The following is a 26883-nucleotide window of genomic DNA, read 5'->3' as shown; positions in this document are numbered from 1 at the left end:
GCCTCGAGCGCCACGGCGCCGTCGAGTGTGCCGCCGGGAGTGAGGCCCTCGGCGGGCGGGACGTGCAGCGGCTTCGCCTCGAGCCGCGCGATCAGGGCGTCGAACGCGGACTGCGGGTCTCCGTCCCCGAACGGGCAGGCCTTCACGCCCTCGGCGCGACAGGTTTCGAACCAGGCGTCGAGGTTCTCCTCGTTGGACCGGGCGACGTCGTCGAGGAGGCGGAGCGGTTCGTTGATCCACAGACTGGTGTCGACGGGGGCATCGATCACCATCTGGCGGACGCGGCCCGGGAACATCGTGGCGTACATGGGGCCGACCACGGTGCCGTAGGAGGCTCCGTAAAAGGTGATCTGCTCTTCGCCGAGCGCCGCACGGACCTGGTCGAGGTCGCGGGCGACGTTGTCGGTGGACAGGCTCGCGAGGAATTCGGGGCTCTGGTGCGCAAGGCAGCCCTTGGTGAAGATGTCGGCGTCGGCGAGCAGCCGTGTCAACGGCTTCCCGCCGGGGATGGCCGGGTCGAGGTTGTCGGCCGCCGCCTGGGCGCGCTGCTCGTCGGTGAGGCAGCGCACGGCGCCCGACTTCCCGACTCCGCGCGGGTCCATGCCGATGACATCGAAGCGGGACACCACCTCGGGGGAGTACGGGCTGGTGGCGCCCTTGGGGTCGATGGACGCGACGGTCTCGGTGGCCGACACCCCCGGACCGCCCGGGTTGATGAACAGGCTGCCGATGCGCCGTTGAGCGTCGGTGGCGCGGTGGCGGGTGACGGCGAGCGCGATCTGCTCGCCGTCGGGCGCGGTGTACTCGAGCGGCACCTTGACGGTGGCGCAGTCCAGGCGTGGTCCGCACGCAGTCCAGTCGATCGGGTCAGGGGCAGGCGCCGACGCGGACGGCTCGGGTTTCTTCGATGCCGCGGTGCTTCCGCTGACGCACCCGGTCAAGGTCAGCGCGGCGGCGGCCAGCAGCGCCGCGATCCGTAGAGAACGCGAGGGCACAGCGGACTGCCGGAGAGATCGTGACATGCAAGCGACGCTATGCACCTCGCCCGGGGTGCGCATCCGCCGATGGTTTTGGGAACTGCGACCAAAGTCGAAGCTTTCCCCAGCAGACCTCCTCCTACGGTCACTCCGTTCCGCGGCGCCCCGGAGTCCGGGCGGCCACTCCATCGGTCGAGGCCCGGTCGCTGAGGGACGCGCGGCTCGGCAAGAGTGGGCGAGAGCCCGCGATATTGGAGCGTCCGTATGCGCAAGGTCGTCCAGACCGTGACCCTCGTCGCCGGCGCTCTGGTGGTCGCGGCCATGGGAACGGCACTGATCGCGCCCGCCGATGCCGGACGGCAGGCGTCCACGACCGGCGCAGCACAGTTGCTGACGCGTACGGATGCCGCACGGCAGTCAACCTTGCGGTGGGCGGAATGCCCGGGCCCTGGCAAGGGAACCTTGGAGTGCTCATCCCTTGAGGTCCCGCTGGACTACGGCGCCCCCGACGGCCGGCAGATCAAGATCGCGCTTTCCCGGCCGGTCGGGTCCGGGAAGGATCGGGCCAAGCGCCGTGGCGTGCTGCTCATGAATCCGGGTGGCCCGGGATTGGCTGGGCTCAACAGCCCGCTTCCTGCGGCGACTCCGTTGCCGCTGGAAGTGCGCGAAACCTATGAAGTGATCGGGTTCGACCCCAGGGGAGTCGGCCGCAGCGCACCCGTGACCTGTGGGTTCGCACCGCAGCAGGTCTCGCAGGCATCGAATCCGCGCACCCCGTACAACGATGCGGATGTGGCGAAGCAGGCCGACACCGCAGAGCAACTCGCCGAGTTGTGCGCCGCTTCGAAGACGGCCGATCTGCTGCCGTTCATGACGACCGCGAACACGGCACGCGACATGGACCGGATCCGCGAGGCACTCGGTGAACCGGCGATCTCCTACTTCGGGGTGTCCTACGGCACCTACCTCGGCGCGGTCTACGCGACGCTCTTCCCTCACCGCAGCGACCGGTTCGTCCTCGACAGCAGCCTCCCGCCCGAGGGCTATGACATCGAGGCACTACGCGGCCAGGGCGAGGGTTTCGAGGAGCGCTTCCCGGACTTCGGCGCCTTCGCGGCGGCCGATCCGCGCAGGTACCGCATCGGCGGCACACCGGCCGCGGTGCGGGAGAAGTACTTCCAGCTGGCCCGGCGGCTGGACACGAAACCGGAACAGGGCTACGACGGGGCTACCTTCCGCGGGATCACCGCCGCCCTGTTGCGTAACGACGCCACCTTCGCGCCGCTCGCCGAGATCTGGCACAAACTCGACACCGGACAGCGGCTCAAGGATCCCGGCCAAGCCGCCGACGGCGGATCCGGCAGCAACTTCGCCGGGTCGTACCTGGCGGTGATCTGCGCCGACAACCGGTGGCCGCAGGATGTGAAGACCTATCAGGACAACGTCGACGAGGACCGCGTCCGCTATCCGATGTACGGCCCGTACGCCGCCAACATCAGACCCTGCGCGTATTGGCAGGCGAAGCCGGCCGAGGACAGGGTGAAGATCAGCAGTGACGGTCCCGCCGCGCGGGTGCTGCTGCTGCAGAACCTCCGCGATCCGGCGACCCCGCTGGCCGGGGCGAAACGGATGCGGGAGGCGCTCGGTGACCGGGCCCGGATGGTGACCGTCGACCAAGGCGGGCACGGGGCCTATCTCTTCGGCGCGAACAAATGCGGAAACGACGCCGTCACCGACTACCTGACCACCGGCCGGATGCCCGAGCAGGACACCCACTGTCCCGCGTCACCTTCGACGCGCTGAACTCTCCCTTCGCGTACGGCACCGCAACTGGGCTGAGAGCCATGGGGGTTGGGCGCGCCTTGCCGAGGGTCGGGGAGCCGGCCTGACGCTGGTCGAAGATCACCGCGTGTACGGAATGCGGAACAACCCGTCCGATTCTCGCTCTTGACGGTCTGTCACACAGGGCACGACGATGCGGGCACGCATCACGCACAGCTCCAACGCCCTGCGGCCCCGGTGGCCGCAGGGCGTCTCGTACGTTTCCGTCCCTGTCCTGTACGGAATTCGAATCGGAGCCCCCACATGAGACTCTCCGTTCCCGACCGCGCGCCCGGCGTCAGACGCCTGGTGGCCTGTGCGGTCCTCGCACTCGGCGGCCTGCTCGCCTCCACCGCTCCGGCGGCGGTCGCGGCCCCCGCGCCGACTGTGATCGCAGCCCCCGACATACCGCTCGCCAACGTCAAGGCGCATCTGACCCAGTTCGGTTCCATAGCCGCCGCCAACGGCGGCAACCGCGCCCACGGCCGCCCCGGATACAAGGCCTCCCTCGACTATGTGAAGGCCAAGCTGGACGCGGCCGGATTCACCACCTCCGTGCAGCAGTTCACCGCCAGCGGAGCCACCGGCTACAACCTGATCGCCGACTGGCCGGGCGGCGACGCGAACGCCGTCCTGATGGCCGGCGCCCATCTCGACGGCGTCAGCTCCGGGCCCGGCATCAACGACAACGGCTCCGGCTCGGCGGCCGTCCTGGAGACCGCGCTCGCCGTCTCACGAGCGCAGCTCCAGCCCACCAAACATCTGCGGTTCGCCTGGTGGGGCGCCGAGGAACTGGGTCTGCTCGGATCCAAGCACTACGTCAACAACCTGCCGACCGCGGAGCGTTCGAAGGTCAGCGGCTACCTGAACTTCGACATGATCGGCTCGCCCAACCCGGGCTACTTCGTCTACGACGACGACCCCGCCATCGAGAAGACCTTCAAGGACTACTTCACGGGCCTGGGCGTCCCGACCGAGATCGAGACCGAGGGCGACGGCCGCTCCGACCACGCCGCGTTCAAGAACGTCGGCATCCCCGTCGGCGGCCTGTTCACCGGTGCGAGCCGTACCAAGACCAGCGCGCAGGCCCAGAAGTGGGGCGGCACCGCCGGGCAGGCCTTCGATCGCTGCTACCACTCGTCCTGCGACGGTACGGCGAACATCAACGACACGGCCCTGGACCGTAACAGCGACGCGATCGCGCACGCGGTGTGGACGCTGGGCACCGAGCCCGCGATCCCGCCGGGCGACGTCTACGAGAACACCACCGACGTCGCAATCCCCGACAACGCGGCGGCCGTCACCTCCACCATCACCGTCAGCGGCCGTACGGGCAACGCGCCCGCCACCCTCAAGGTGGGCGTGGACATCACGCACACCTGGCGAGGCGACCTGGTGGTCGATCTGGTCGCACCGGACGGCACGGCATACCGCCTGAAGAACTCCTCTTCCAACGACTCCGCGGACAACGTGGTGGCGACCTACACCGTCAACGCCTCCACCGAGACGGCCAATGGCGCTTGGATGCTGCGCGTTCAGGACGTGGCGGCGCAGGACACCGGCCGGATCAACGGCTGGAAGCTGACCTTCTAGCGGGTAGACGACAAGGGTCCGGCCCACTGCAAGGGTGCCGGCGTTCCCACGGTCCTCGCGCCACCCGCGATGTGCGGGAGGTGCGAGGGCCTACCCCGTCGGCTTGTGACTGGCCAGTAGCTTCACCTGTCATACTCATCGCGGCCACCCGGCCTGCACAGGACTGTCACAGATGACGCACGATGTGGACGAGTTGCCCGCATGGTGGACGCGGAAGGTTTGAGAACTCAATGACTGGGGCGATCGACGGGTTCAGCTATGGATGGGTGACACCCGTCGTGGGGTACGTCATGGCGTGCTTCGGCAGTGCCTTGGGGCTGCGGTGCACGACACGATCCCTCTTCGATGCGCCTACGTGGCGTCCCGGCTGGCTTGCTCTGGGAGCCGGGGCCATTGGCTCTGGTATCTGGACAATGCACTTCATCGCCATGATCGGCTTCACCGTGCGAGGGACGCGCGTCGACTACGACTGGCCGTTGACCTTCGGCAGCCTCGCCGTCGCGATCGTGGTCGTCAGCATCGGAGTGTTCATCGTCGGGTACCGGGGAGCGACCCTGCCCGCGCTGTTGACCGGCGGAACGATCACCGGACTCGGGGTCGCGGGCATGCACTACATGGGCATGGCCGCAGTGACGGTGCAGCGAGGCTCGCTCGGTTACGACACGGGCACGGTCGCCCTTTCTCTGGTGATCGCTGTTGTGGCGGCCACTGCCGCACTGTGGGCAGCGGTTCAGGTCAAGGGGCTGCTCTGGAGCCTGGGTGCCAGCCTGATCATGGGTGTAGCGGTGACGGGCATGCACTACACCGGTATGGCAGCCGTCAATGTTCACGTGCACTCAGGCGTCGGCGACGGCAGCGCAAGCACCTCGTCCTTCGGCATGCTCGTCCCGATGCTGATCGGCCCGCTGGCCTTCCTGCTGATCGCTGGGGCCGTGGTGATGTTCGACCCGTTGATGATCATTGGGTCGATCGACCGCGTGCCTGAATCCTCGCGTCTGGAAGTTGACGTGCCCTATCTCGGGGACAGTGGGCGTCTGGTCGGATCGGGTTCGTTCGGTGCCGGCGGTGGTGATGGTGCCGGCGGCGGCACGGGGCTGTCCGCTGCGGTCCAGTTCGACGCCTTCGCGCCCGCTGATACGCGGCGGCTCGATGAGAACAGTGACTGGAGGGTCTAGAGCACGCGATCGCCCGGATGCAGTGGCGGTCGCCGGGCCGCGCCTGCGGGGAGTCGGCCGAGGCCGGCTTTGGCCTACCGGCACGTGAGCCCGCCGCTGGTGAACAGGGGTGCGGAAGGTCGTGGATCTACGCGGCGCACTCTCCGGTAACGTCAAGATATGAGTCATCCACATCCCGAGCTGAAGCCCGCCCCGCCGCTGCCGGAAGGGGGGCTGCGGGTCGTCGCCCTGGGCGGCCTGGGCGAGATCGGCCGCAATATGACCGTCTTCGAGTACGCGGGCAAGCTGCTGATCGTCGACTGTGGCGTGCTGTTCCCCGAGGAGCATCAGCCGGGAGTCGACGTGATCCTCCCGGACTTCACCTCGATCCGTGACCGCCTGGACGACGTCGTGGCCCTGGTGCTGACCCACGGTCATGAAGACCACATCGGGGGAGTGCCCTACCTGCTGCGGGAGCGGCGCGACATCCCCGTCGTCGGCTCCAAGCTCACGCTGGCATTCCTGGAGGCCAAGCTCAAAGAGCACCACATCCGGCCGAAGACCGTACGGGTCCGTGAAGGTGACCGGCGCGAATTCGGGCCGTTCGAGTGTGAGTTCGTGGCCGTCAACCACTCCATCCCGGACGGTCTCGCGGTCGCGATCCGCACCGGCGCGGGGATGGTGCTGCACACCGGCGACTTCAAGATGGACCAGTTCCCGCTGGACGACCGGATCACCGACCTGCGCGCGTTCGCCCGGCTCGGTGAGGAGGGCGTCGACCTCTTCCTCACCGACTCCACCAACGCGGAAGTCCCCGGCTTCACCACCTCCGAGCGCGAGTTGACCCCGGCCATCGACCACGTGATGCGCACCGCGCCGCGCCGGGTCATCGTCTCCAGCTTCGCCAGTCACGTGCACCGCATCCAACAAGTGCTCGACGCCGCCCACGCCTACGGACGCAAGGTCGCCTTCGTCGGCCGCTCGATGGTCCGCAACATGGGCATCGCCCGCGAGCTCGGCTACCTGAACGTCCCAGCCGGCCTCGTGGTCGCCACCAAGGACCTGGAGAAGCTGCCCGACGAGCAGATCACGCTGGTGTGCACCGGATCCCAGGGCGAGCCGATGGCCGCCCTGTCCCGGATGGCGAACCGCGACCACCAGATCCGCATCGGCAAGGGCGACACCATCCTGCTCGCCAGCTCCCTCATCCCCGGCAACGAGAACGCCATCTACCGCGTCATCAACGGACTGACCCGCTGGGGCGCCAACGTCGTCCACAAGGGCAACGCCAAGGTGCACGTCTCCGGACACGCCAGCGCCGGCGAACTCGTCTACTGCTACAACATCGTCAAGCCGCGCAACGTCATGCCGGTGCACGGCGAGTGGAAGCACATGCGGGCCAACGCCGACCTGGCGATCCGTACCGGCGTGGACCCCGACCATGTGGTGATCGCCGAGGACGGTGTCGTCGTCGACCTGATCGACGGGCGGGCCCGCATCACCGGCAAGGTGCCCGCGGGCAACGTCTATGTGGACGGCATGGAGGTCGGCGGCGCCACCGAAGCCTCCCTCAAGGACCGTCGTACCCTCGCCGAGGAAGGCGTGGTCACCGTCGTGGCGCTCGTCGACGCCGATACCGGAGCGCTGACCGAGCCGCCGGACTTCCTGGCCCGCGGCTTCGTCCACGACGAGACCACCTTCGAACCGGTCGTCCCCGTGATCGAGAAGACCCTGGCCGCCGCGGCCGAGGAAGGCGTCGGCGACGCGCACCAGCTCGAACAGCTCCTCGCTCGCGCGGTGGCGAACTGGGCCTTCCGTACCCACCGGCGCAGGCCGCTCGTTATCCCCGTGATCATCGACGCCTGAACATGTCCGGCTTGCAGGTGCCGGCATCCAGGCCGACAGGACCTGCCACCCCGGCCCGCCGGGCCCGAGAAAGGCCGAGTCATGAGCAAACGCATCGAGGAGCTCGACTGGCGCCCGACCCCGATGGGCGACCTCTGTCTGCGCCGCCGACGGGACCCGGCGACGGGCCGGGACATCCACGAGGTCAAACTCGGCGATGAGTTCCTGATGTCCAGTCTCTTCACCGAGGGCGAGATCGCCCTCACCCGGCTCGGCCTGGAGCACCTGCAAGGCGACGAACTCGACGTCGCCGTGGGGGGACTGGGACTCGGCTACACCGCACAGGCGGCGTTGGACAATCCGCGGGTGCGCTCGCTGATCGTCATCGACGCCCTCGCCGAAGTGATCGAGTGGCACCGGCAAGGGCTTGTGCCGCTCGGCGCGGAACTTGCGTCCGATCCTCGTTGCCGCCTGGTGCACGGGGACTTCTTCGCGCTGGCTGCCGGGGTGCACGGTCTTGATCCCGGGCAGCCCGGCCGCCGCTTCGACGCCGTCCTGCTGGACGTCGACCATTCGCCACGCCACGTACTGCACCCACGGCATGCGGCGCTCTACCAGCCCGCCGGGCTGCGCGCCCTCGCCGCCCAACTCCGTCCGGACGGCGTGTTCGCCCTGTGGTCGAACGATCCGCCGGACGCCGAGTTCAGCACGCGGCTGACGGCTGCTTTCCGGAAGGCGGAGTCCCACGTCGTGGAGTTCGACAACCCACTGCAAGGGGGCATGGCGACCAACACGGTTTACGTGGCACTCACCTGAGTGCGCCGGGGCTACCCTTTCGCTGCGTCAAGGTGCGGCATCCGGGTGCCGCTCGCCCATCGCCCGGCCAGCCGTGCGGCGCCCCAAGTCGACTGCTTCCTAAGTTGACTGAATGTCCGTCAGCTCACCTGTCCGTTCCGTCCTGGCCGCTGTGATCGCCTGCGCCGCCGGCGCGTTGCTGTTCGGCCCGGCGTCGGCGACAGTGGCTTCGCAGAGTGAGCCGAAGCCTCCGCGGGCTGCGTCGTCCGACCCCTCCGTGTTGTACCGCAAGGGGGTCCAGGTCCGTACGGGCCCCGGCGCCCCTGAGCTGCCGGACGAGGTGTCGGCCCTGTCGTGGCTGGTTGCCGATGCCCGTACCGGTGACGTCCTCGCCGCCAAAGAAGCGCATCGCAAACTGCCTCCGGCCAGCACTATCAAGACGCTGTTCGCGCTGACCGCGCTGCCGCATCTTCCCGGCTCCGTACGTCACAAGGTGACCGAAGCCGATCTCGCAGGCGTCGGCGACGGCAGCAGCCTCGTCGGCGTCAGGGCGGGCTACGCGTACCGGGCCGCGGATCTGTGGCGGGGCGTGTTCCTCAGCTCGGGCAACGACGCGGTGCATGTGCTGGCGAGGATGAACGGCGGGTGGCGGCACACCGCCCGTCAGATGCAGGCCAAGGCCCGTGCCCTGGGGGCGCGCGACACCCGCGTCGTCTCGCCCGACGGTTACGACGCCCCCGGCCAGGTCTCCTCCGCCTACGATCTCGCGGTCTTCGGACGGGTCGGTCTCAAGAGTCCGGAGTTCGCTCGCTATGCGCGCACCGCTTCCGCGAAGTTCCCCTTGGGCGGCTGGTCGTTCGACATCTACAGCACGAACCGACTACTGACCGGAGCCGACGGCGTCGCCCGGTACCCAGGTCTGCTCGGGATCAAGAACGGCTATACGAGCAAGGCGGGCCACACGTTGGTCGCCGCTGCCGAACGTGGCGGTCGCAGGCTGGTCGTGACGGTGATGAATCCGCAGGCAGGTGGCGGCTTCGCCGTCTATGAGGAGGCGCGAGAGCTGCTGGACTGGGGCTTCGAATCCGCGTCACGCGTCAGACCCGTCGGCTCGCTCAAACAGCCTGCCCCACAGCCGGGTCCGGGACCCCAGGCAGCGGCCAAGATTGATTCCGGCGGTTCTGCCTGGCCCGCAGTCGGCGCGGGGGTGGGTCTGGTGGTCATTGGCGTCATCGTCCGGGCGGTGCGGCTGCGGGGCCGCTGCGGTGCGCGGGTCCGTTGAGACCGGCAGTGTCAACTCGCCGTGAGCGTCTTAGGGCAGGCAGCGGCGGCAGAAGCACAGTCGATCGGGGGAGTAGTCGGCACTGACAGGGGCTTGTTCGGGCGTGCGCTTTCCCACGCACCAGGAGCTGGTGCGTGGGCACTGATTCAGGGCCAGCAGTCGGGCGGCTTCCATGTTCGGTCGATATCCGGGTCAGCCACTTGCCCGGAAGGCCGATTCCCACTGCGCCGACTGGGATCAGCGAGGAAGTCGCCGACCTGGTCGCCTTCCTCGCCAGTGACCGCGCGTCGTTCATCACCGGCAGCATGTTCACGATCGATGGCAGCTGGCCGGCCGGCGGCATAGACCTCCAGGACGAATCCGCGGATCCCGCAGCTGGGGACGAGCGGATTGTTGCGCTGGCGGCCGGCTCATTCACCACCGGAGTCCGGACCATAGGGGTCGGGCTCTGTCGGATGGGGCGGCAGCTCGAAGCCTGCGCTCTCGTCGGGAGTTGGGCCGGGGTCGTCGCACTTCACGAATTTGCCCACATACCGGCAGCCCTCGCGAAGTGGCTCACGCTCCTGTCCACGCTGCCAGGTGATGATTGCGACGGACGCGACCACCGTGAGTACGAGGACGACCACCACCACGATGGTGTCCACCTGTTTGCGGCCACGCGCCACGTCCTGCTCCTCCCTACGAGTCAGCCGGGCAGGCAAGATTGCCCCTCCCGGTGCGCGTCGAACGCATTGGGGTCCACGCTCAAGCCAAGCAGCCGACCCCTCCCGTTACGAGATCCCGCTTATCTTCTGTGCGCATTTGGAGAGCTCGATGGAGAGTTGAAGCTCTACGGCGTAGCTTTCTGGGATGTTTCCGAAGCCGTCAGGTAGCTAGCTGATCCGTCTTACTCCCCGCGTTCTCGAAGCAGTCATCATCCTTCCATTCCCCGTTGCTATCCCTGACGGTGATGCGCGCATTGGATTTCCGGTTGTCCGCGTAGTTGTCGTGCAGCAACAGCGTCTCGTCGTCTGCGCGGAACCACGCCTTGTAGTGGTAGTTGCCCGTGTCGTCCCCACAGGGGTAGATGTACGCGACTGCGTCAACGCCTGGATGGTCTTTGAGGCCTATCCGCAAGCGCCATGGTGATCTTGTGCCACGCCCGTCGGATCATGTCCGCGCCCCCATCGCGCCGTTGTGGGACAGCGCCAGACCGTGTGTCCAGTGAGCTGAGCAACTCCCGGTGAGAGTAAAGCGTTCAGGAACCGAGTCAACCTGAGTATTCCCAGTACTGACTTCGGCTTGTCAGGGTGACGTTGGGATGTCGAGGGCGAGGCCGGTTCCGGCGATGAAGCCGTCGAGGGTGCCGGGCCGGTACTGAAGGCGCTTGAGCCGGTCGCGGACGAGTGCCTCCAGGCGGTCGAGGGCGACGACGGCGAGGTTGGCCAAACTGCGTTTGACGTGTGCCCATACCCACTCGACCGGGTTCAGGTCGGGCGAGTAGGCGGGCAGCAGGAACACACTCAGCCACTCGCGCTTCTGCTCGAACAACTCGGCCGCCTGCGCTCGTACGGCCCCGCGGCGCTGACGTCCCGCAGCGGTCAGCCCGCCCCCATCCGCATACCTCACACACCACGGAGTACAGCCAACACTCCACTGACATCAGGAACGTCAGCAAAGATCACCCTGACGAGCCGAAGTCAGTAACCGACCGGTACGTGCGCGGGAGTTGGGGGTGTGCGCAGGGCATTCAGCTATCTGCAAGGTTTCGTCAAGGTCCGAATTGCAGGGTGGCGTCGTAACCCGTCCTGCGGCACCTGGAGACCCCATGACTCGAACCCGTTTGAAGTACGTGACCGGCTTGACTACCGCTGTGCTGGCCGCCACGGTCTTCGCCGCCGCACCCGCGTCGGCGGGGGAGCTAACCATCAAGCGCACCTGCAACGGCGTCGTGACCGAGTACTGGGCCTACAGCAGCCGCACGCTGGCCTACACCCAGAAGACGGGCACTTCCTGTGCGGGGTACGCATGGGTCCGAGTCAAGACGAATGGCACGTGGAAGAGCTGGATCAGCAGTCCCACGAAGGCCACCATCAAGAATTCCACTGGGAACTACCAAGCTTCCCAGCACAAGGGCTGTGCGGACTGCACGGTCTACACCCTCTATCCGTGACCTCGTGAGTACTTCGGGACCGCCCGCGGTCCAACGGCGGCCTCGGGCGGTCCCGCGAGTCGGGCGATGATCTGTGTGCGCAGGGGCGTCATGGGATCACCCCATGGCTCGCCCTTTCGCCAAGGGCAGGGATGGGGGCGCGCAGGCCCTGGCCTCGCGTGGCGCGAGCGGGTCGCGGTGCCGCTTGTCGCCACGCTGCCTGCCCAAGCTGGCCGCGTAGCTCGATGAGGGCCCGGTCGCGCACGGCTGGGCGGAGGACCAGGTGTGGACCGCCGCTCGGGTGGCCACGCTGATCGGCAGGAAGTTCCACGTCTCCTACAGCGTCTCCGGAGCCACGAGGCTGATGCACCGGCTCGGCTTCTCCCAGCAGGTGCCCGCCCGGCGGGTGGCCGAGCGAGACGAGCAGGCCGTGAAGGTGTGGAAGGAGGCGACCTGGGCCGAGGTAAAAGAGCCCGGGCGGCCTGCGGGGGCTACATCTGCTTCGAGGACGGAGCCGGGTTCACCCGCAAGCCGCCCCGAGGACGCACCTGGGGCCGGCGCGGCGTGACGCCGGTCGTCACCGTGAGCGGACGCCGCTCGGGACGGCTGTCGGTGGCCGGACTGGTCGCCATGCGGCCCGGCTCACGCACACGACTGTGTCACCGGCTGATCTCCCATCCGGCGGGCAAGGGCAAGCGTCGCAGCATGGGCGAGAAGGACTTCATCGCGCTGCTCGACGACGCCCACCTACTCCTCAAGGCGCCGATCGTGCTGGTCTGGGACCGGCTCAACACCCATGTCTCGCATGAGTAGCCGTCTCTAAGGTCTGCCTTCGAAATTCGCGTGTTCCCACGAATGCTCAACAGACGTCCTCACCCCAGGTATTCAAACTCACCGAGCCACATGCGCCTGCGTCTACAGCCAGGTGACCCCTGGCCGAGGCGCCTTATGTGAGCGAGCACTTGGTGTCTGGCCGTCCTGGTTCCCCCAGGCGATCGGCGGTGCGCTCGAGCGGCTTGATAGCGTCACGGTTGGATCATGGGGGAGGGCGTGCAGTGCCTACAACGCGTCGGCGCAAGTGGTGGATCTTCGGGGCAGGGGGTGCCGTGACCTGCGTGCTCGCCACGGGTGTCCTCGTATGGCACTCGAATGATCAGCAACATCAACAGGCTCGGAATCGTGCACAGTTGAAGCGCGCCTGTGCCGGTTTGTTGCCCGAGCGGGACCTGAGGGAGTTCCTCCCCGACGACTCGGCTGGAGTGCTCGAGGAATACGGGACGATGCTCGACCCGGGGCAGGAGAGCCGGGCGTTGCTCGACTGCAGCCTTTCCTGGGGAGGCGGTCGATGGGGCCCCGATGCCGCGGTGACGGTCCGGGCTGAAGCCCTCATGGCCGGCCAGGGCGACGAGAAATCGGAGAGCGGGGAGAAGGACTCCGACGACGAGGCGCCTTATATACCTCTGGTAGACGACTTCGAACTCCCGCTGCCGAGGGGCGTGCAGGGTTCAACGGTCGGCGGGGACCGGCTCGAGGGCAGTGAGGTGACCGCATCATTGCGGGTCGAGTGCCCCAAGGGTCTGAAGGGGCGCGTGCTGCCGTCGAGGGACCTCCAGGTGGCGGTGACGCTGCCGGCGCACGCCGAGAGCGAGTACGACGTCTCGCACGCGGACCGTCTGCGCACCGCCCGAACCGCGGTGCGCGTGGCCAACTGGGTCACCGAGAAGCAGAACTGCGGCACGGGAAGCATCACGACCAAGGCCGCGCCGGCCCCGCACACCGCTTATGAGCCCTCCGCACTGTGTGCCTGGCTCGATCCGGAAGTGCTGCAGTTCGAGGAGGGCGACAGCACGGATGCCGACGGCCGGCCGACGAGCGAGTACGGCTGGGAGTGGACGAGCGACCGCAGCTTCGACGACCGGCGGGGGGTCTGCCGGGGGCAGATGGTCGGATATTCCACCGGGTACGAGGGTGCGCCCGTCGTGGACGCGATCGTCCAGAGCTGGTCGGGGAGTTACGCGGACGGTGCCTACGAGCGCTTCGCCGAGACTGACGACGTCCCGGGAGCTCGGCAACCGTCACCGACGCGACCGGACGGCAGTGTGACGGTCACGAAGAAGGGGACGGCGCTCTCCCTGTGGGCGAGGTCGCAGTGCGCCGGCGGGCGCAGCTACCACCGGATCACGCTCACCGCGCAATTTCCCGCCGTCGGCGACGAGACGAAGCACGTGATGAGCCGGTCCGACCGCACGCGGTTCTCACAGCATGCCCGCGCCACCCTCGACCGCTACCTGGCCGATGACCGGGCCTGGCCGCAGCGTTCGGGCTGCGCGGACACGAAGATCCTGGGAGAGGTCGAGGAATGGGTGCGCTGAAGCGGCACGCCGCCAAGTTCGCAGCAGCGGCAGGCGTGCTTGTCCTCCTGGCCGGCGGCGTCTTCTGGTTCGGGGGCGGTTACGACCGCTGGTCGACCGGCCGTCTGATCGAGGACGCCTGTGCGGGGACGCTGCCGGCCGAGGACATGCGGGCCCTTCTCGGCGACCGGGCGCTCGTCGGCGGGAACGACGTCGTCGAGGGGACGCTCGACGGCAAGGAGGCATCGCTCCGGGTGGAATGCGGCCTCAGCCGCGAGAGCGAGCAGAACGCCGGGTCTCAGGTCGCCGACAGTTCCGTCTCGGTGACGATCAGCGCTGTGCCGGCTCTCGATCCCGAAGATCGCGCGGAGAGCCTCTATCCGCCGCCCACACGCGCAAATCTGCCTCCCGCGCCGCTGGGACAGGGGTGGAACGCGGTGTTCACAGGTTCGGGCTCGTATGACCGTGACGCTTCGGCGACCACGTCGGTCCTGCTCGACTGCGTGACGGGCCGCAGCGATCTGCTGGTCACGGCGCAGGTGTCCCAAGGCGACAGGACACTCGACAACCCCGACCGTCGCCTTGCTTTCGCCCAGGTGGCAACTCGTACCGCCGCCGCTGCCGCCGCCAGATGGGACTGCGACGCGAAGCTATGCCGCCCGCTGACTGACGTTCCCCTGCCTGTGAACGAGGACGAGGGCGTACCGCTCGAGAAGGCCACCGGCAGCTGCGCGGGCGTTCCCTCCTACGGGAAGAGAGTCACCCATGCCTGGGAGCAGCGGCCCGGACCGGCGCCCTACGAGGAATGCGAACTCGGCGCCGGCCGCGACCCGCACGCCTACACCCTTACAGCGCACTACGGCCCGTACGCCGAAGACGTCGCGTACCGCGAATTCCAGCGGAACGACAGCCTCGACGGTCGCCCCTGGACTCAGGTGAGGAAGGGGGAGTTGTACGGGCACGGCCACTGGACCAGCGCGACCTGCACCGGAAGCAACAGAACGGCCCTCTATACGCTTCACCGCCACGGTGACGACCAACCGACCTCGGCCGACACCGCATACGAGCGTGCCGCGCTCGAAGCCTTTGCCGAGCGGTCCGCCGAAGAACACGGCTGCGCGAGACCGGCCCGGCCCGGGCCTTGAGGCACGCATCGGTTCGGCTGACGGGTCAGCGCAGCGCACCGTGTCCCTTTGAAGGGGCACGACATCAGTGTGTTCCCCCCACCTCCGCAAGGGCGGTGAAGCGGGCGCCTTCCGTGAGGTGTCGGGACAGGCACTGCTGCTGAAATCGCGCCACATGGATGCCGACGACATCAAGTTCGATCTTCACCCAGTAATCAGCCAGGTTGCTCCTTTGCCGAGCTACTCAATCCGTCGGGCATCCGTGTCGAGTGGTGGAGGCGGCGGCGAACGCCGTCAGCAACCGGCGTGCATCCCCGGAGGCGACGGTGGTGCGTATCTTCTTCGCGGCGTCCGGCCGCGGGAATTCCTCGAACTTGAAATATGCGGTCCCCAGCCCGCCTGCGCAGTGCTGAGACCGCATGACCGCGCCGTTCACGCTGCCCGGGTAGCGGTCATCCAGGTACATCTCTTGCTGCGCGGAGGGCCCGTAATAGGCGGACAGGCGGACATGCCGGTTCTTGCCGGGCAGGGGCAGGGTGCATGCTTCGGTGAGCGCGCGCCCAGCGGGCTTCTCCGACACGCTGGTGATCCTCAGTCGAGCCGCCTCCTGTACGTCGACGACGTCACGGCAGGTTCCCGATGCCTGTGCTGCGGGACGGTTCTGCCAAGGGGTGCGGTCCACGGCGGCGGGCCGTTGCCCGAGCTTCCCCTCACAGCCCAGGCGCTCGGCGGCGAGGCGCGCGGATTCGGTGGCGAGCCGGGCCACTTGGAGCACCTGAGAGTCGGTGAGCTCCTCGGCCTCCCGGCTTATCTCGGCCAGGACGAGTAGACCCTTGCCCGCCATGGGTGCACAGTCGATGAGTACGCCGGCCTGGGTTTGCAGGCCAGTCGTGGAGAACGAGCCGTTCCAGCCGTGTCCGATCGGTGTCGCCGAACTGTCCTCGGCCGCGCCGCTGGCACGGTGTGCGGACGCTGGACGGATGTTCAGCTTGAGCTGCTTGCCGATGGAGCTGTCGCCGTCGGCCCATGCTGCGCAGTGCTGCGTCTCATGGCCCATCCACTCCGCAGTGTTCCCGCGGAACTCCAGCTCGGCGCCCTGGAAGAACTCCTCCGCCTCCCGAACGGCCAGCGCTCCATTGCAGGTGTCTGCCGCCGAGGTGGCAGAGTCGCCGTGCCATGGGCCGAAACCCCAGATCGCCCCGCCCGCGGCGAGTGCGAGTGCGAGTGCACCTACCTTGGTCCGTAGTGCGGTCATGCCTGGCCCTTCTTGGTGTGGCGGGGTGCGGCTCACCGGGCGGTGGTCAATAGCCCCGGGAGGAGGGGCCTCCAGAGGCGCCGGCGGCGAGCACTCTCTTGCGGTGGGTCAGACGAAGGGAGTACGTCTTGTCCGTGTCGACCGTGGTGACTTGGTACTTGGAGCCACCCGACTGGGCGGTCTGGACCAGCAGCCCGTGGGGCGGGCCAATGCCGGTGATCTAAATGGCACACTGCTGCGCCTCCCTCCTGCTACGCCGGCGTCCACGACATCACGCAGTGCACCCCACTTGCTTTTTCGCGGCCGTGACGTAGTCCTGGATAAATCCCTTCACCTTCTTGGAAGTAGCTTCAGACTGTCCATCGACAGGGCTGTAGTCGACTCTGAAGAGCAAGTATTTGCTCGGATTTCCGCAGTCTGTCTCGACGAGTGCGCCTTGCTCGCCCACGATTGCGCGTCGCGCGAAGGGGAGTTGCGTCACTTTCCCACTGAGGTACCCGAGCTCCTTGTCCGGGATCCAGTCCTCCGCGGGGAGCGGCTCGTTCAGCTCGCGGATCTCGATTTGCAGAACGCGGCTCTTGTCTACGCGTACAACGCAGTACTCATCAAGTGTGAGTTGCTTCGATGACTGCGTGACTTCGCCCTCCTCGGGGAGGAGCGGCGTCAGGGCATCACGGTCGACGGGGGTCCCGCAGATCGCTTTCGGAGCGTCGATGGGGTTGCTGCACGCTGTGGCCAAGGCCAACAAGGGGACTGCCAGAGCTGCCGGCCGCCCGGCGTGTTTTCTCACTGATCGCCCTCGATTCCGTCGGTCGCATCGTTGCCATCGTTCGCAGCAGCCTCGATCCGGCGGTAAATACCCTCATCTGCGGAGTAGCCGGTCTCGTCCTGCGCCCACGCGGAATTCACGGCATACCATTCGTTGGCCAGTGTCCTGAGTTGCCCATTCCGGGCCTCATAGGTGGTCTTGTTGTTGTCGGTCAGCTCGTCCGCCTGGCGTTGTTGTTCGTCCATGATCCATGCAGTGGTCACCATGTCCGCACCGCGTTGCGCGATGTCACCTACTCCGGGAATGAAGTTGAGCATGGCGCCCGATGCGTGGTAGCTCCACGCCTTGTCCCAGGTGTAGTCGTGTTGGTCCCCCTTGAGGGCGTTGTAACGAGCCTCTTCCATGAAGCCGACCGTATAGCCGGCGGCGTCCAGGGTGTCTTCCGGCTGCCGGCTCCCGTCGCGGAACGATTCGAGGATGGCGTAGTTCATGCCTTCGTGGAGCATTCCGTAGGAGTTCTCGCTGCGGGAGACTTGTTTGGTCATTTCCGTGACCTGGCCGCGATCCAGTGGCAGTGGGTCGCCCGAGTTGCTCATTGTGGCGTGTACCTCCTCACCGTGGCTGGTCATGATCTTTGCCATGTCATCGCGGAGTGAGGACGGCATGTCGTCGCCCTGCCCAGACAGGAACTCGAGGGAGTGCTTGAAGATCCTGTCGTTCGCAGCGGTGTGCTCCGTGGCCCGGGCATTCGGATCCGTCGGGTCCACGCCGGTGGCAGCTGCGGTGAGTGCGTCGCCCAGGCCACGGCGCTCGTCCTTGTCCTGCTCGTCCGGGCCGGCGGTCTCAGCCTTGTCGTTGATGAACGACGTCGTGTCGCGGATGTCCCAGTCGCGGGAACCGTCCCCGCTTCCGAGCAGGTACTCGTACCGCTCCTTGCCCGTCTCGGTGGCGGGGTCGAGGTAGACGGCTGCGCCGTCCGGATTATGCGCCATGACCCCGAGGGATGCGTCGACAGGGTCGTTGGCGAACCAGCCGTCGTTCTTGCCGCTGTACTCGCCGTGCAGGTCCCAGATGTCGGGGTCCTTCTTCTCCATGGCGATCATGTCGTCGGTCACGTCCGCGACGAATTGCGGTGAGAAGTCACCGCTGCCTTGCTGCATGAGCGTCGCCAGGCTCTGGTAGCCACGGATCTCCTGACCGTGGCCACGCCCGACGTCGACCTTCTCGCCGGCGACCTTGAGGTCGTACTTGTCGTTGCCGAGCTCGTTGAGCTCCTCGCGCCACTTGAGATAGAAGTCGGAGTTCGGGGTCTTCTTCCAGTTACTGAACGCCTCCTGGTAGGCGGGGGTGCCGTAGCGCAGGGGCTTGCCGTCGGCTTCCTTGAACTCAGGGACGCGGGTGGCGGTGGCCAGGGAATTCGACAAGCCCGCGTTGATGTTCAGGTAGGCGCGCTTGTCCTGGGTGTCGTCGAAGTAAGCGAGATCGTTGACCTTGTTCGACAGCTTGAGCGTGTTCTCGGGCCCGAGCGAGTTCAGCATGGTCTGGCTGAAGGCTTTGTCGCCGTCGTTGTCGCGCATCAGGCGCTCGTACTCGGCCAGCTCGCCCTTGTCGAGCTCTTCACCAGCAAGGATCAAGTTCGCGTACTTGTTGGCCTCTCGAGCCTCGACAACTTCGATGTCGCCTTCAGCGTTCGCATTGAATCCATCTCCGCGGCCCAGGGCGCGGTCGAACATGCCCTCGAAGAATCCCTTGATGCCGGCGGCGTCGTGCAGAGCCAGCTTCACCCCTTGGTCAGCGTCGTCCACCGCCTGCACGCCTTGCTTGATGGAACGTGTCCAGTCCTCTTCCGCCTTGCGAGCGTCCTGGACGGCCTTGTCGTAGTCCGGATCATTGCGATACGGGGTCAGCTTGTCGAAGTTGTAGTGCGCCAGGCCTTCAGCATCGATTGTGAAGTCCTTGGTCTTCGCGTCCTTGGTCAGATCCCGCACGTGCTTGACCAGGGTGGTGAACTGCTGGTGTGCATCGCGCAGGATGGAGGCCAGGGCCCGGGCCTCGGTCTGCCCGGCCTCGAATTCCGCGCGAGTGGCTGAGAACCGCCCTGACGCGGCCCCCGCGCTCACCCCCACCCAGACACCATCGTTGGCCACACTCTCCACCTTGTGGCGATAGAGCGTCTCCAACTCCTCGAACCCGTCGGCTACTTCGTCCCAGTCCTTTGCCGCTGTAGTGAGCGGTTCAAGACGGACGGTCATGACGTCCTGATAGGACAGCATCGATTCCCCCGTGAGTAACTAGACGTCGCGCCGCGCATCCTGTGACTTGCTGTCGATCTGGGCGAGTGAGCTGTACACACCAACATCGATCTGTTGGAAGTCGCCCTTCGTCCTGCCCAGAGCCTCTTGGTCCTGCGCGAGCCGGGACTTCAGGTTCGTCAGCTGCCGGTCCCACTTCTCATGTGCGTCCTTGAGTCCTGATCCTGTGTCCCACCCCTTGAACTCACGCTCGGCGGAGTTGGTTGACTCATCGGCATGCGTGCCGGCCTTCTGCGCGCCAGGCCGTATGTCCTCCCGTAGAGACCTGACCGCTTCCTTCTTGCCTGGGGAATTGGTGCGCAGCATCGATCCGTCGCCACGACCCTCACCCGTGCCGTTCAATTGCATCTCGCCCTCATGGCGCGCTGCCACCTCGGACTTGATCCGCTCCCACTCGTCCCAGGCCATGGCCCGCCCCCTCGACACTGATCATGTGGTGCCACCCTACGAAAACGTGATCACGTGAGTAAAGGAGCTCCCAAAGAGGCCTGCTGCCTCCTGAGGTGGCGCTACGGAGAGTGCCCTCCGGAGCGAGGCGCCTCGCGTAAGGTGCCCGGGCGCAGGACGGTCAGCTGCCCAAGGGGCAGGGCATGCGGGGCCGATGAGAGCGAATACCGGGGGTGGGGATGTCTGTTGAGCGGTGGTGGGGACGTGCGGATTTCGAAGGGAGACCTTCGAGACGGCTCCTGCTGAGAGGGGCGGCTGCAGGATTCCTCGGCGCGGGAGGCGTTGCGGGGATGGGCGCTGTGGGGCTGTTGTCCGGGCAGCGGGAGCTGGGCGCATGGGTCGCTACTGCGATGGCGTTGGGACTCGCCTTGTGCCTGTTCACCGCTAAGGCCGGCCATGCATGGGTGCTGGGGGTGATCGCTCTGGGGCTTGGGCTCTCCTGGTTGGTCTCCAGCGCGGGAGCAGAAGCCGTTCTCGTCGCTCGAGGTGAGGAACGGACGGTGAAGGTCACGGATGTTCGCGAGTACCACCACACGGGGCGGAACTACATCAGATACGAATGTTCGGTGGCTCTACTCGACGGCACTCCGGTCGATGTCGTAGTTGCAGCGAGCTGCGAGGAGTCCACGGCACCGGGGGATTGGCTCCGGATGGTGTTCGATCCGTCCGAATCGGTGGAGCCGACAGACGAGCCACTGCCCCGGACGCTGCTCGACGCGTTGATACCGATCGTCTACTTCACCACGGCCTTCGCGGGTGTTTGCGGCGCGGCCGTCGTGTGCTCGCGGCCCTGGAGACCGCGGGCCGCGGGGAGCGCACCTGCGTCGTCAGGCACACCAGACCCCGATGCATGGGGGCGGCATCAGTGGCGGCCAACCCGCAGGGACTCGGGCAACGCCGGCGTCTTGACAGCATCCGGCGGCACACTTCAGGCACGTGAGGGATCGGTGCGAGACCGGCTTCGGCGGAGTGGCAGCAGGTAACTGAGGACAATCAGGACCATGCCGGCAATCAGGAGAGCGTTCCCACCGAAGAAGCGAGCCTCCCAAGAAACTATCGGCAGGACATCGCCGAGGACGTACACGAGGCTGTGCAGAACGAGGGAGGCGCCCATGAGCAGGGCACCAAGACCGTGGAATTTCGGCGTGGTCACGTGGCGGCGCGCCGTGGGTACGGTCCACCCTGTCCGAAGCGCGACGATTCCCAAAGCGATCGCCAGCAATCCCACGAACGCGTTGGTTGTTACCACCCATGCCATGGTGCTGCTCCGCTTCGACCACGCGGAACGCGAGCAGCGTCCGGTCCGAACCCCGACAGTATTGCTGGGTGCTGCGGCGCTGACCATGCCAGGGCCAGGCAATGTCCGGCCGGCTCAACTGCCGTCTCTGCGCAGGGCGCTCAATACACCTGGCGCGTACAACTCTTAGGGCGCCGTGCATGACGCCACCGAGGCCGAGTGCAGGCTGCGCAGCGGTTGGCTCCTGCCCCGTGCCGCCCGCAGGCACTCCTTGACCTGGGGAAACTTAGGCAACCCGAGGTAGTGTCGACGAGGAGTGAGGGGGACGCGTGGAACTGGTGTGGGCAGCAGCAGAGTCGCAGACGCCGAGTGAGCTGGACGCCCTGGCGTGGGGCCTGTTCGCCACGATCTTCGGGGTTCCCGTGGCCACCGATTACCGCGGGATCGCCTGGCGCGCCGTGCGATACATGGAGACGTACGGCCGTGGAGTCCGGGTAGCCGATCCTGTACGTTTCATACGCCTGATCGCCGGGTTCTTCGCAGTGGCTGGCCCTATTTCCCTCATCGTTGGGCTCACCCAGTTGGGCACCGTCGGTATAGGCGCGCTGTTTCCTCGACCATCGCTTCCGTACGCCGTGATGATCAGCGCAATCGCGGCTGCCGCTCAGGCATTCGCGTGGCGTCATCCAGGCAGTCCGCTGCTGCTCGTGACCCACGACAGGATGCGCCGCATCGCCGCCCTGATACTCACAGCGATCGTCGTACCGTTCCCCTTCATCCTCTGGGCGGGACTTGGAATGCTCGCTTTCGTCGTATGCCTCGTCGGACTGGTCGCCGGCGTGCTTGTCGCCATCGGCCCGGACACCTACGCCGGGGCGGAGGAATGAAGAGGTAGGCAACGGCCGGGCGTCACGGCCCTCTGAGAACCAAGCCCGGAAGACGTGAGATATGAGCAGGATCCACATCAAGAGGAGCTCTGTTGAATCGCGAAGATCAGGCTGGAGCACGGGCAGTAGCGCGCTATCTCGTGCAGTGGCTCTGCGGCTTGATCGCTGTCGGGGCCTTGTTGCTGCTGGCGGCGGTAGTCCTTATCACCGACCCCTCCATGCTCGTGTACAGCTTCAAGCAAGGCATGCTCTGGCCGCTGATAGGGATCGCTGTGCTGTCTCTCGCGGTGTGGCTCACGCTGCTCGTGGCCGGGGCGGCGACGCGGGATCATGATCGATGACGTGTGGTGAGTGGAGTTGATGCTGAGGCCTGGCAGCGGACGCCCTAAGGTGCATCGGATCGCGATTCGCCAGGAGACGGCTTGCCCGTATCGACAAGCACGACGCGCCGACTGCCGTGGCTGTCCTCCACCGTCCCTGCCCCGATCCGCCAAACACCACGGCCCCAGCCACGCATGTCCCTTACTTGCCGGCCGAATGGGGCGAGCAGCGACAGTCCCGATGTCGCATCGAGTGTTGGATGGACGTTCCCACCGATCACGAGGATGGCCGAAGTGCCGTACCGACTACGGAGTGCCCGTACGAGATCGGCCAGGGAACAATCCTGAGAGACGGGCAGACAACGATGCCCTGTGGCGTGTCCCTGCACGGAGCATTGCAGCCGCTCACCCTTTCCAGTTGTCAACTGTGCCAGCACGTCGAGGAGTTCACCGGGACCCAGCGCCTGGCGCTGCTCTCTGTCCAGCTGCACCATCCGGTTCTCTGCTCGGATCCTGCGGATCTCGCGTCGACACCGGAACCCCAGATACCCCCATGCCGGGAGCGCGGCAGCCAGGCTCATGATCCGGTCCCCGCCGGACTCCCCGGAGCCGATGGTGATCGATCCCATGAGAGCCACCCAGACCATGGCCATACCGAGCAGACGGTTCATGCCCACCTCCGGGCCTGCAGATCGTTCAGCAAGGGCCGTCTGCGGCCCCGGCGTAGAGCTCTCCGTCGTGGTGGGTCAGGCGTATGCAATACGTGCTCTCCGTGTCGAAGGTGCTGACCTCGTACCCGGAGCCCCCCGACTCGGCGTCCTGGACAACCAGCCCGCTCGATGCGCCGATGCCGGTGTCCTCGATGGCATCTTGGATGAGCCCCTGGTCGTACATCGCATACGGGTTGTAGTCGCTGTCGCCCGCGAGCGGTGAGTCGGAGAGGAGTTCGCCGTTGGGGTCGGCAGCGCCGTGGAGGTCGCCGGCCGCCTGGTATACGGCGTCCCGCAGATCGTCCTCGGTCCAACGGGACCCGGCGTGGAGGGAGTAGAGCATGATCCCTGCGAAGAGCAGTGAGCCGATGATGAGTGCGACACCTACGGGGCTGCTGGTGTTGTAGACGTACCGGTTCGTTCCCCACTTGCTGCGGACGAGCACCGGCTCGTGGTCACTGTCTCTCATTGACATGCCTCTCTGAAGGCTTCGGCTCTCGCCGCTCTTCAGCGCCGTCCTGCCTGGATGCGGGGCGCGGGCACAAGCATGGCCGGGACGTTCGAGAACAGAACACGTCACATTCCGGCAGCGTCCGCCCCTCTGCCCCTGCCTGGGACGGACCTACGCCGCTCGGCTGTCGGGACCCACGGCCTCTCGGCCGTTGGTGCGCTGTTGCATGGACAAAGCTCGTCGGTTCACAGCCCTCCTCCCGACTGGGTCCGCATCCGCGCTGCACTGACAGCGGCCCGTGAGGCGCCGTCCCGGGAGCTGGCCTACCTCCCGGCATTTTCACGTCACGTGAAAAGCGACATCCACTTCGACCGATACGACCGCACCGAAACGGCGCTGGAGGTCGTGCAGACCTCAGCCGAGGCTGACCGATCGCGCGGCGATGTGCAGCCGTACTCCGTCGTCGTCGAGGGTGACCCCGGTGACGTCGACCGGGATGGGGCCGGTGGCGAGGGTGACCATCTGCGGGGGTGCACCCTCGACTTCGGGGGTGAACACCAGGTCTGGGCGCTGGCCGGTCAGCCGGGCGATGAGGTGTTCGCCGCCCTGAGTGAGACGAACGCGGTTGGCGCCCCCGGTGACCGGTGCGAGCTCGACGTCGCCCTGGCCGGGGTACTGACGCTGCAGCCCGTCGGCGATCGCGCTGTACGGGACGATCGCCTCTCCGTCGATGCGATCGGCCACCGCGCTCGAGGTGCCCTCGACGCGCACGTCGTGTGCGGTGAGAGTGGCACTGGGCAAGGTCACGGCGGACGAGCCCGTGGGGTCGGCAGCGTCCTTCACCGTGATCTCGATCTCGTCGAACTGGCCGGACACCGCTTGGGTCAGGAAGGGGAACCCGGCGATGTCGACGTCCACGCTGCCCTGGTCTCCGGGGAGTCGGTCGGAGACCTTGTCGGTGGCTATGTTCTCCGCTATCTGCTCGGCCGCCAGGTCGCCGGCGAGAGCCAGGGCGGACAGTACGCCGAGGGTGATGAGTGTCGTGCGCAGTCGCATGAACGCGGGTTCCTTCGAGGAGGTTCTGCGGTCGATGAAGAGCCCGCGCCCGGTTCGCGGGACCGGGCTCTTCATCGACGCGTAACGGGTGTTTCTGGTCAGTTGTGGCAGAACGGAACGGCCGGTTGAGGTGTTGAAGGTTCAGCAAGCCGCTGAGCCCACTGCAGTGGGGGCGCCGATGCCACTCCTGGTGACGGCTGGGTAAAAGTACAGCTCCTTGCCGGAGCCGCGGTGGGTGGCCCTCAGATCCCAGGGTCCGCTGCCGTCCACATCGCCGGGTGGGTGCTGCTCTGTGTACTGAGCGGTGATCTTCTCTCTGTTGGGTGGCCGATAGGTTCGTCTCATGAGATCGCCACGAGCAGACGTGCATCATTCGGCCTCGTCCTGGCAGCAGCCCTGCCCTCCGCCGGCCTCCGTCGAGCGCAGCTCGCTGATCGAAGGGATCGGCAAGCGCATCCTGGCGCTCGGGGAGGGTCGTCTGCTTGTGGGGATCGACGGGTTCACGGCTGCGGGGAAGACGAGCTTCGGACATGAACTCGCTGAGTGGATCAGTGCTGCGGGCCGACCCGTGCTGCGGGCGACACTCGACGACTTCAAGAATCCGTGGGAGGACCGGCATCTGTATGACCGGGAGTCCGGCGAGGGCTACTACCGCAATGCGTACGACTATGAGGCCGCCAAGCGCCTGCTGCTGGACCCTTGCCGATCACCGGAAGCGGGATCGTGCGTGCTGTGCAGCATCGACCCCTTGACCCAGCGGGACCACTCGTCGGAAGCGACGCCGGTCGCGGCGGACGCTGTACTGATCGTGGATGGTGTCTTTGCCTTCAGGCCCGAGATCAATGACTACTGGGACTTCAGGATCTGGTTGCAGGTGGATGCGGAGTTGTCCGTCCGCCGAGGCGCCGAACGGGATCAGGACTGGGCCGGCTCCGAAGCCGAATCGATCCACCGCAACAGGTACCTGGTGGCCGAGCGGATCTATCTTCGGGAAGTCGACCCCCTGCCGTTGATGGATGCGGTCATCGACAACTCGACGTTCACGCGTCCGCGAGTGGTGTCGGCGTGACGTTGGGACGGTCCTGGCAGGAAAGGGACATGCCGAACAGAGCGACGTTCGGGCACCGGAAGTGCCGGCCCTCAAGTCCAACCTGAACTAGACCTCTTCTCCCGGCCATCCCAGCAAGCGCGCACCGATGACCGCGGTCTGCAGGGTGTAGCGGTGCGTGGGATCGCCGGGGTCGTAGCCGGTGAGGGTGTGGATGCGTTCGAGGCGGTACGTCATCGCGCGGACGCTCAGGGCCAGGCGTCGCGCGGCTTCGGCGGCGACGCAGCCGCTGTCGAAGTAGGCGGTCAGTGTGTCGATCAGTGGCTGGGCGCCACCGCGTGCCTGATTGAGAGGGCCCAGCGCACTGTCGACCAGGTCGGTCATGGCCTGGCGGTCGCGGGCGAGCACCGGGTAGACGAGCAGGTCGGCCGCGTGCAGCACCGGCTCGTCGAGGTCCATGCGCTCGGCGAGGTCGAGGGCGCCCAGGGCTTCTTCGTAGGAGTGGACGACGCCACCGGCGCCTGGGTGGGAGCGGCCGATGCCCACGCGGCCACCGTCGGTGGCCGCGTACGCCAGCTTCGCGAAGTAGGTGACGACATCGGACTCGTCGCCGGGCGCGATGCAGATCAGCCGGTCGTCCTTGGTGGTCAGCAGGATGCGGCGGCTGCCGAAGCGAGTGGCGAGCGCGGCTTCGATCTGGCGGCTCACGGGATACCCGTCGGCGTACGGCTCAGGGCCCTGGGCCACCGCGACCGTATGCGCGTGGGACAGGAGCAGACCGAAGCGCTCGGCGCGTTCGGCCAGGCGTCCCAGGTCGCTGCGGCCGTACAGCAGGTCGTCGATGAATTCCCGCCGGGCGGCTTCCTCTTGACGGATCGCGAGGCGCTGAGCTCGTTCGTGGCCCTCGGCGAAGGCGTCCACGGCTTGCCCGACGGCCTCGAGCAGATGCTCGGCCTGCGCGGAGCGCAACCCTGGGCGGACCCCCTCGGCCGCCGAGAGAAGAGCGCGGACCAGTGCGCGCAGTCCGAAGCCGGCCTCTGCTGCCTGCTCGCCGCGTGAGCGCTGTGCTTCGAGTTCATCGCGGGTCAAACGGCGACCGGTTGCGCAGGCTTCGGTCAGGCACTGGGCGTACCCCGCCAGATACTCCTCCGGTATCTCCGCCCCTGTCATGCCTCTCCCTCGAATCCTGTCGCCCCGCTGATGCCATCCTGGCGCGCGGCGATCGGCGGCCAGGAATGTGACGGCGCTTCGATGCGTCCGCCCCGGCATTAAAGACGCGTCAAAGACTGCCGGTCAACGGCAATGTGCCCAAGTGGGG

The 26883-nt window shown here is 66.8% G+C and carries 24 protein-coding genes and 1 pseudogene; 13 read left to right on the top strand and 12 right to left on the bottom strand.

The annotated features are described in order from the left end of the window. Nucleotides 1-1022: alpha/beta fold hydrolase (locus ABT367_RS21555; protein WP_352254693.1), on the bottom strand; the 1022-nt coding region annotated here is incomplete at its 3' end. A gap of 186 nt (nt 1023-1208) precedes the next feature. Here ABT367_RS21555 and ABT367_RS21550 point away from each other — a divergent pair. The 6 genes from ABT367_RS21550 (at nt 1209) to ABT367_RS21525 (ending at nt 9467) form a co-directional block, all read left to right on the top strand. Then, on the top strand, nt 1209-2780 hold the full coding sequence (locus tag ABT367_RS21550) for an alpha/beta hydrolase (protein WP_352254692.1): 1572 nt from the start codon (nt 1209-1211) through the stop codon (nt 2778-2780). A gap of 282 nt (nt 2781-3062) precedes the next feature. After that, nucleotides 3063-4391 carry a M28 family metallopeptidase gene (locus tag ABT367_RS21545; RefSeq protein ID WP_352254691.1) on the top strand — a complete coding sequence of 443 codons (1329 nt, stop codon included), beginning with the start codon at nt 3063-3065 and terminating at the stop codon, nt 4389-4391. A gap of 230 nt (nt 4392-4621) precedes the next feature. Beyond that, the gene (locus ABT367_RS21540) at nt 4622-5566 is read left to right on the top strand and encodes an MHYT domain-containing protein (RefSeq protein ID WP_352254690.1); all 945 of its coding nucleotides are present in this window, start codon (nt 4622-4624) and stop codon (nt 5564-5566) included. A gap of 159 nt (nt 5567-5725) precedes the next feature. Continuing rightward, nucleotides 5726-7411, top strand: coding sequence for a ribonuclease J (locus tag ABT367_RS21535; protein ID WP_352254689.1), 1686 nt, complete (start codon nt 5726-5728; stop codon nt 7409-7411). A gap of 81 nt (nt 7412-7492) precedes the next feature. Next, entirely contained in the window at nt 7493-8206 is a 714-nt protein-coding gene (locus tag ABT367_RS21530) for a spermidine synthase (protein ID WP_352254688.1), read from the top strand. A gap of 112 nt (nt 8207-8318) precedes the next feature. Further along, complete coding sequence (locus tag ABT367_RS21525; RefSeq protein ID WP_352254687.1) at nt 8319-9467, top strand: D-alanyl-D-alanine carboxypeptidase family protein; 1149 nt, start codon at nt 8319-8321, stop codon at nt 9465-9467. Nucleotides 9468-9877: 410 nt separating this feature from the next. Here ABT367_RS21525 and ABT367_RS21520 read toward each other — a convergent pair whose 3' ends face one another. Together ABT367_RS21520 and ABT367_RS21515 are read right to left on the bottom strand one after the other, a co-directional pair. Then, nucleotides 9878-10132, bottom strand: a complete 255-nt coding sequence (locus tag ABT367_RS21520) for a hypothetical protein (RefSeq protein WP_352254686.1) — start codon at nt 10130-10132, stop codon at nt 9878-9880. A gap of 619 nt (nt 10133-10751) precedes the next feature. Further along, a complete protein-coding gene (locus ABT367_RS21515; protein WP_434975507.1) occupies nt 10752-11075 on the bottom strand; it encodes a transposase in 324 nt (107 codons plus the stop codon). A gap of 232 nt (nt 11076-11307) precedes the next feature. Between ABT367_RS21515 and ABT367_RS21510 the strand changes: the two genes are divergently transcribed. From ABT367_RS21510 to ABT367_RS21490, 4 genes and pseudogenes are all read left to right on the top strand, one after another. Further along, nucleotides 11308-11619 (top strand): hypothetical protein, encoded by a 312-nt coding sequence (locus tag ABT367_RS21510; protein WP_352254685.1) that lies wholly within the window; start codon nt 11308-11310, stop codon nt 11617-11619. Between the two features lie 127 nt (nt 11620-11746). Next, a pseudogene (locus ABT367_RS41465) lies at nt 11747-12402 on the top strand (winged helix-turn-helix domain-containing protein); the annotation flags it as partial. Nucleotides 12403-12809: 407 nt separating this feature from the next. After that, complete coding sequence (locus tag ABT367_RS21495) at nt 12810-13970, top strand: hypothetical protein (protein WP_352254684.1); 1161 nt, start codon at nt 12810-12812, stop codon at nt 13968-13970. Then, nucleotides 13958-15094 carry a hypothetical protein gene (locus ABT367_RS21490; RefSeq protein WP_352254683.1) on the top strand — a complete coding sequence of 379 codons (1137 nt, stop codon included), beginning with the start codon at nt 13958-13960 and terminating at the stop codon, nt 15092-15094. The genes ABT367_RS21495 and ABT367_RS21490 overlap by 13 nt, the downstream gene beginning before the upstream one ends. Before the next feature lie 223 nt (nt 15095-15317). Here ABT367_RS21490 and ABT367_RS21485 read toward each other — a convergent pair whose 3' ends face one another. The 5 genes from ABT367_RS21485 to ABT367_RS21465 all read right to left on the bottom strand — a co-directional run bounded on the left by ABT367_RS21485 (nt 15318) and on the right by ABT367_RS21465 (nt 21114). Further along, a complete protein-coding gene (locus ABT367_RS21485) occupies nt 15318-16328 on the bottom strand; it encodes a hypothetical protein (RefSeq protein WP_352254682.1) in 1011 nt (336 codons plus the stop codon). 271 nt (nt 16329-16599) lie between these two features. Further along, nucleotides 16600-17118, bottom strand: coding sequence for a hypothetical protein (locus ABT367_RS21480; protein ID WP_352254681.1), 519 nt, complete (start codon nt 17116-17118; stop codon nt 16600-16602). Further along, a complete protein-coding gene (locus ABT367_RS21475; RefSeq protein ID WP_352254680.1) occupies nt 17115-19370 on the bottom strand; it encodes a hypothetical protein in 2256 nt (751 codons plus the stop codon). The genes ABT367_RS21480 and ABT367_RS21475 overlap by 4 nt, the downstream gene beginning before the upstream one ends. Nucleotides 19371-19388: 18 nt before the next feature. Continuing rightward, nucleotides 19389-19817, bottom strand: coding sequence for a hypothetical protein (locus ABT367_RS21470; protein ID WP_352254679.1), 429 nt, complete (start codon nt 19815-19817; stop codon nt 19389-19391). A gap of 967 nt (nt 19818-20784) precedes the next feature. Then, nucleotides 20785-21114, bottom strand: a complete 330-nt coding sequence (locus ABT367_RS21465) for a hypothetical protein (RefSeq protein ID WP_352254678.1) — start codon at nt 21112-21114, stop codon at nt 20785-20787. 308 nt (nt 21115-21422) lie between these two features. Between ABT367_RS21465 and ABT367_RS21460 the strand changes: the two genes are divergently transcribed. Then, the gene (locus tag ABT367_RS21460; protein ID WP_352254677.1) at nt 21423-21980 is read left to right on the top strand and encodes a hypothetical protein; all 558 of its coding nucleotides are present in this window, start codon (nt 21423-21425) and stop codon (nt 21978-21980) included. Between the two features lie 92 nt (nt 21981-22072). Then, complete coding sequence (locus ABT367_RS21455) at nt 22073-22321, top strand: hypothetical protein (RefSeq protein WP_352254676.1); 249 nt, start codon at nt 22073-22075, stop codon at nt 22319-22321. Between the two features lie 44 nt (nt 22322-22365). Here ABT367_RS21455 and ABT367_RS21450 read toward each other — a convergent pair whose 3' ends face one another. From ABT367_RS21450 to ABT367_RS21440, 3 genes are all read right to left on the bottom strand, one after another. Beyond that, on the bottom strand, nt 22366-22971 hold the full coding sequence (locus ABT367_RS21450; protein ID WP_352254675.1) for a hypothetical protein: 606 nt from the start codon (nt 22969-22971) through the stop codon (nt 22366-22368). A 25-nt stretch (nt 22972-22996) separates the two neighbouring features. Continuing rightward, entirely contained in the window at nt 22997-23479 is a 483-nt protein-coding gene (locus tag ABT367_RS21445) for a hypothetical protein (RefSeq protein ID WP_352254674.1), read from the bottom strand. 396 nt (nt 23480-23875) lie between these two features. Then, the gene (locus ABT367_RS21440) at nt 23876-24517 is read right to left on the bottom strand and encodes an LmeA family phospholipid-binding protein (RefSeq protein WP_352254673.1); all 642 of its coding nucleotides are present in this window, start codon (nt 24515-24517) and stop codon (nt 23876-23878) included. 343 nt (nt 24518-24860) lie between these two features. Between ABT367_RS21440 and ABT367_RS21435 the strand changes: the two genes are divergently transcribed. Beyond that, nucleotides 24861-25586: a uridine kinase gene (locus ABT367_RS21435; RefSeq protein ID WP_352254672.1), complete on the top strand. Its 726-nt coding sequence runs from the start codon at nt 24861-24863 to the stop codon at nt 25584-25586. A gap of 87 nt (nt 25587-25673) precedes the next feature. On the opposite strand, the gene ABT367_RS21430 is transcribed toward ABT367_RS21435, so the two are convergent. Continuing rightward, on the bottom strand, nt 25674-26735 hold the full coding sequence (locus ABT367_RS21430) for a PucR family transcriptional regulator (RefSeq protein WP_352254671.1): 1062 nt from the start codon (nt 26733-26735) through the stop codon (nt 25674-25676). Nucleotides 26736-26883: the final 148 nt, after the last annotated feature.

Source organism: Streptomyces mesophilus (genome assembly GCF_040300965.1).
Taxonomy (GTDB): domain Bacteria; phylum Actinomycetota; class Actinomycetes; order Streptomycetales; family Streptomycetaceae; genus Streptomyces; species Streptomyces mesophilus_A.
The sequence above is the reverse complement of the archived record's forward strand: the minus strand, read 5'-3'. Positions and strand labels throughout refer to the sequence as shown.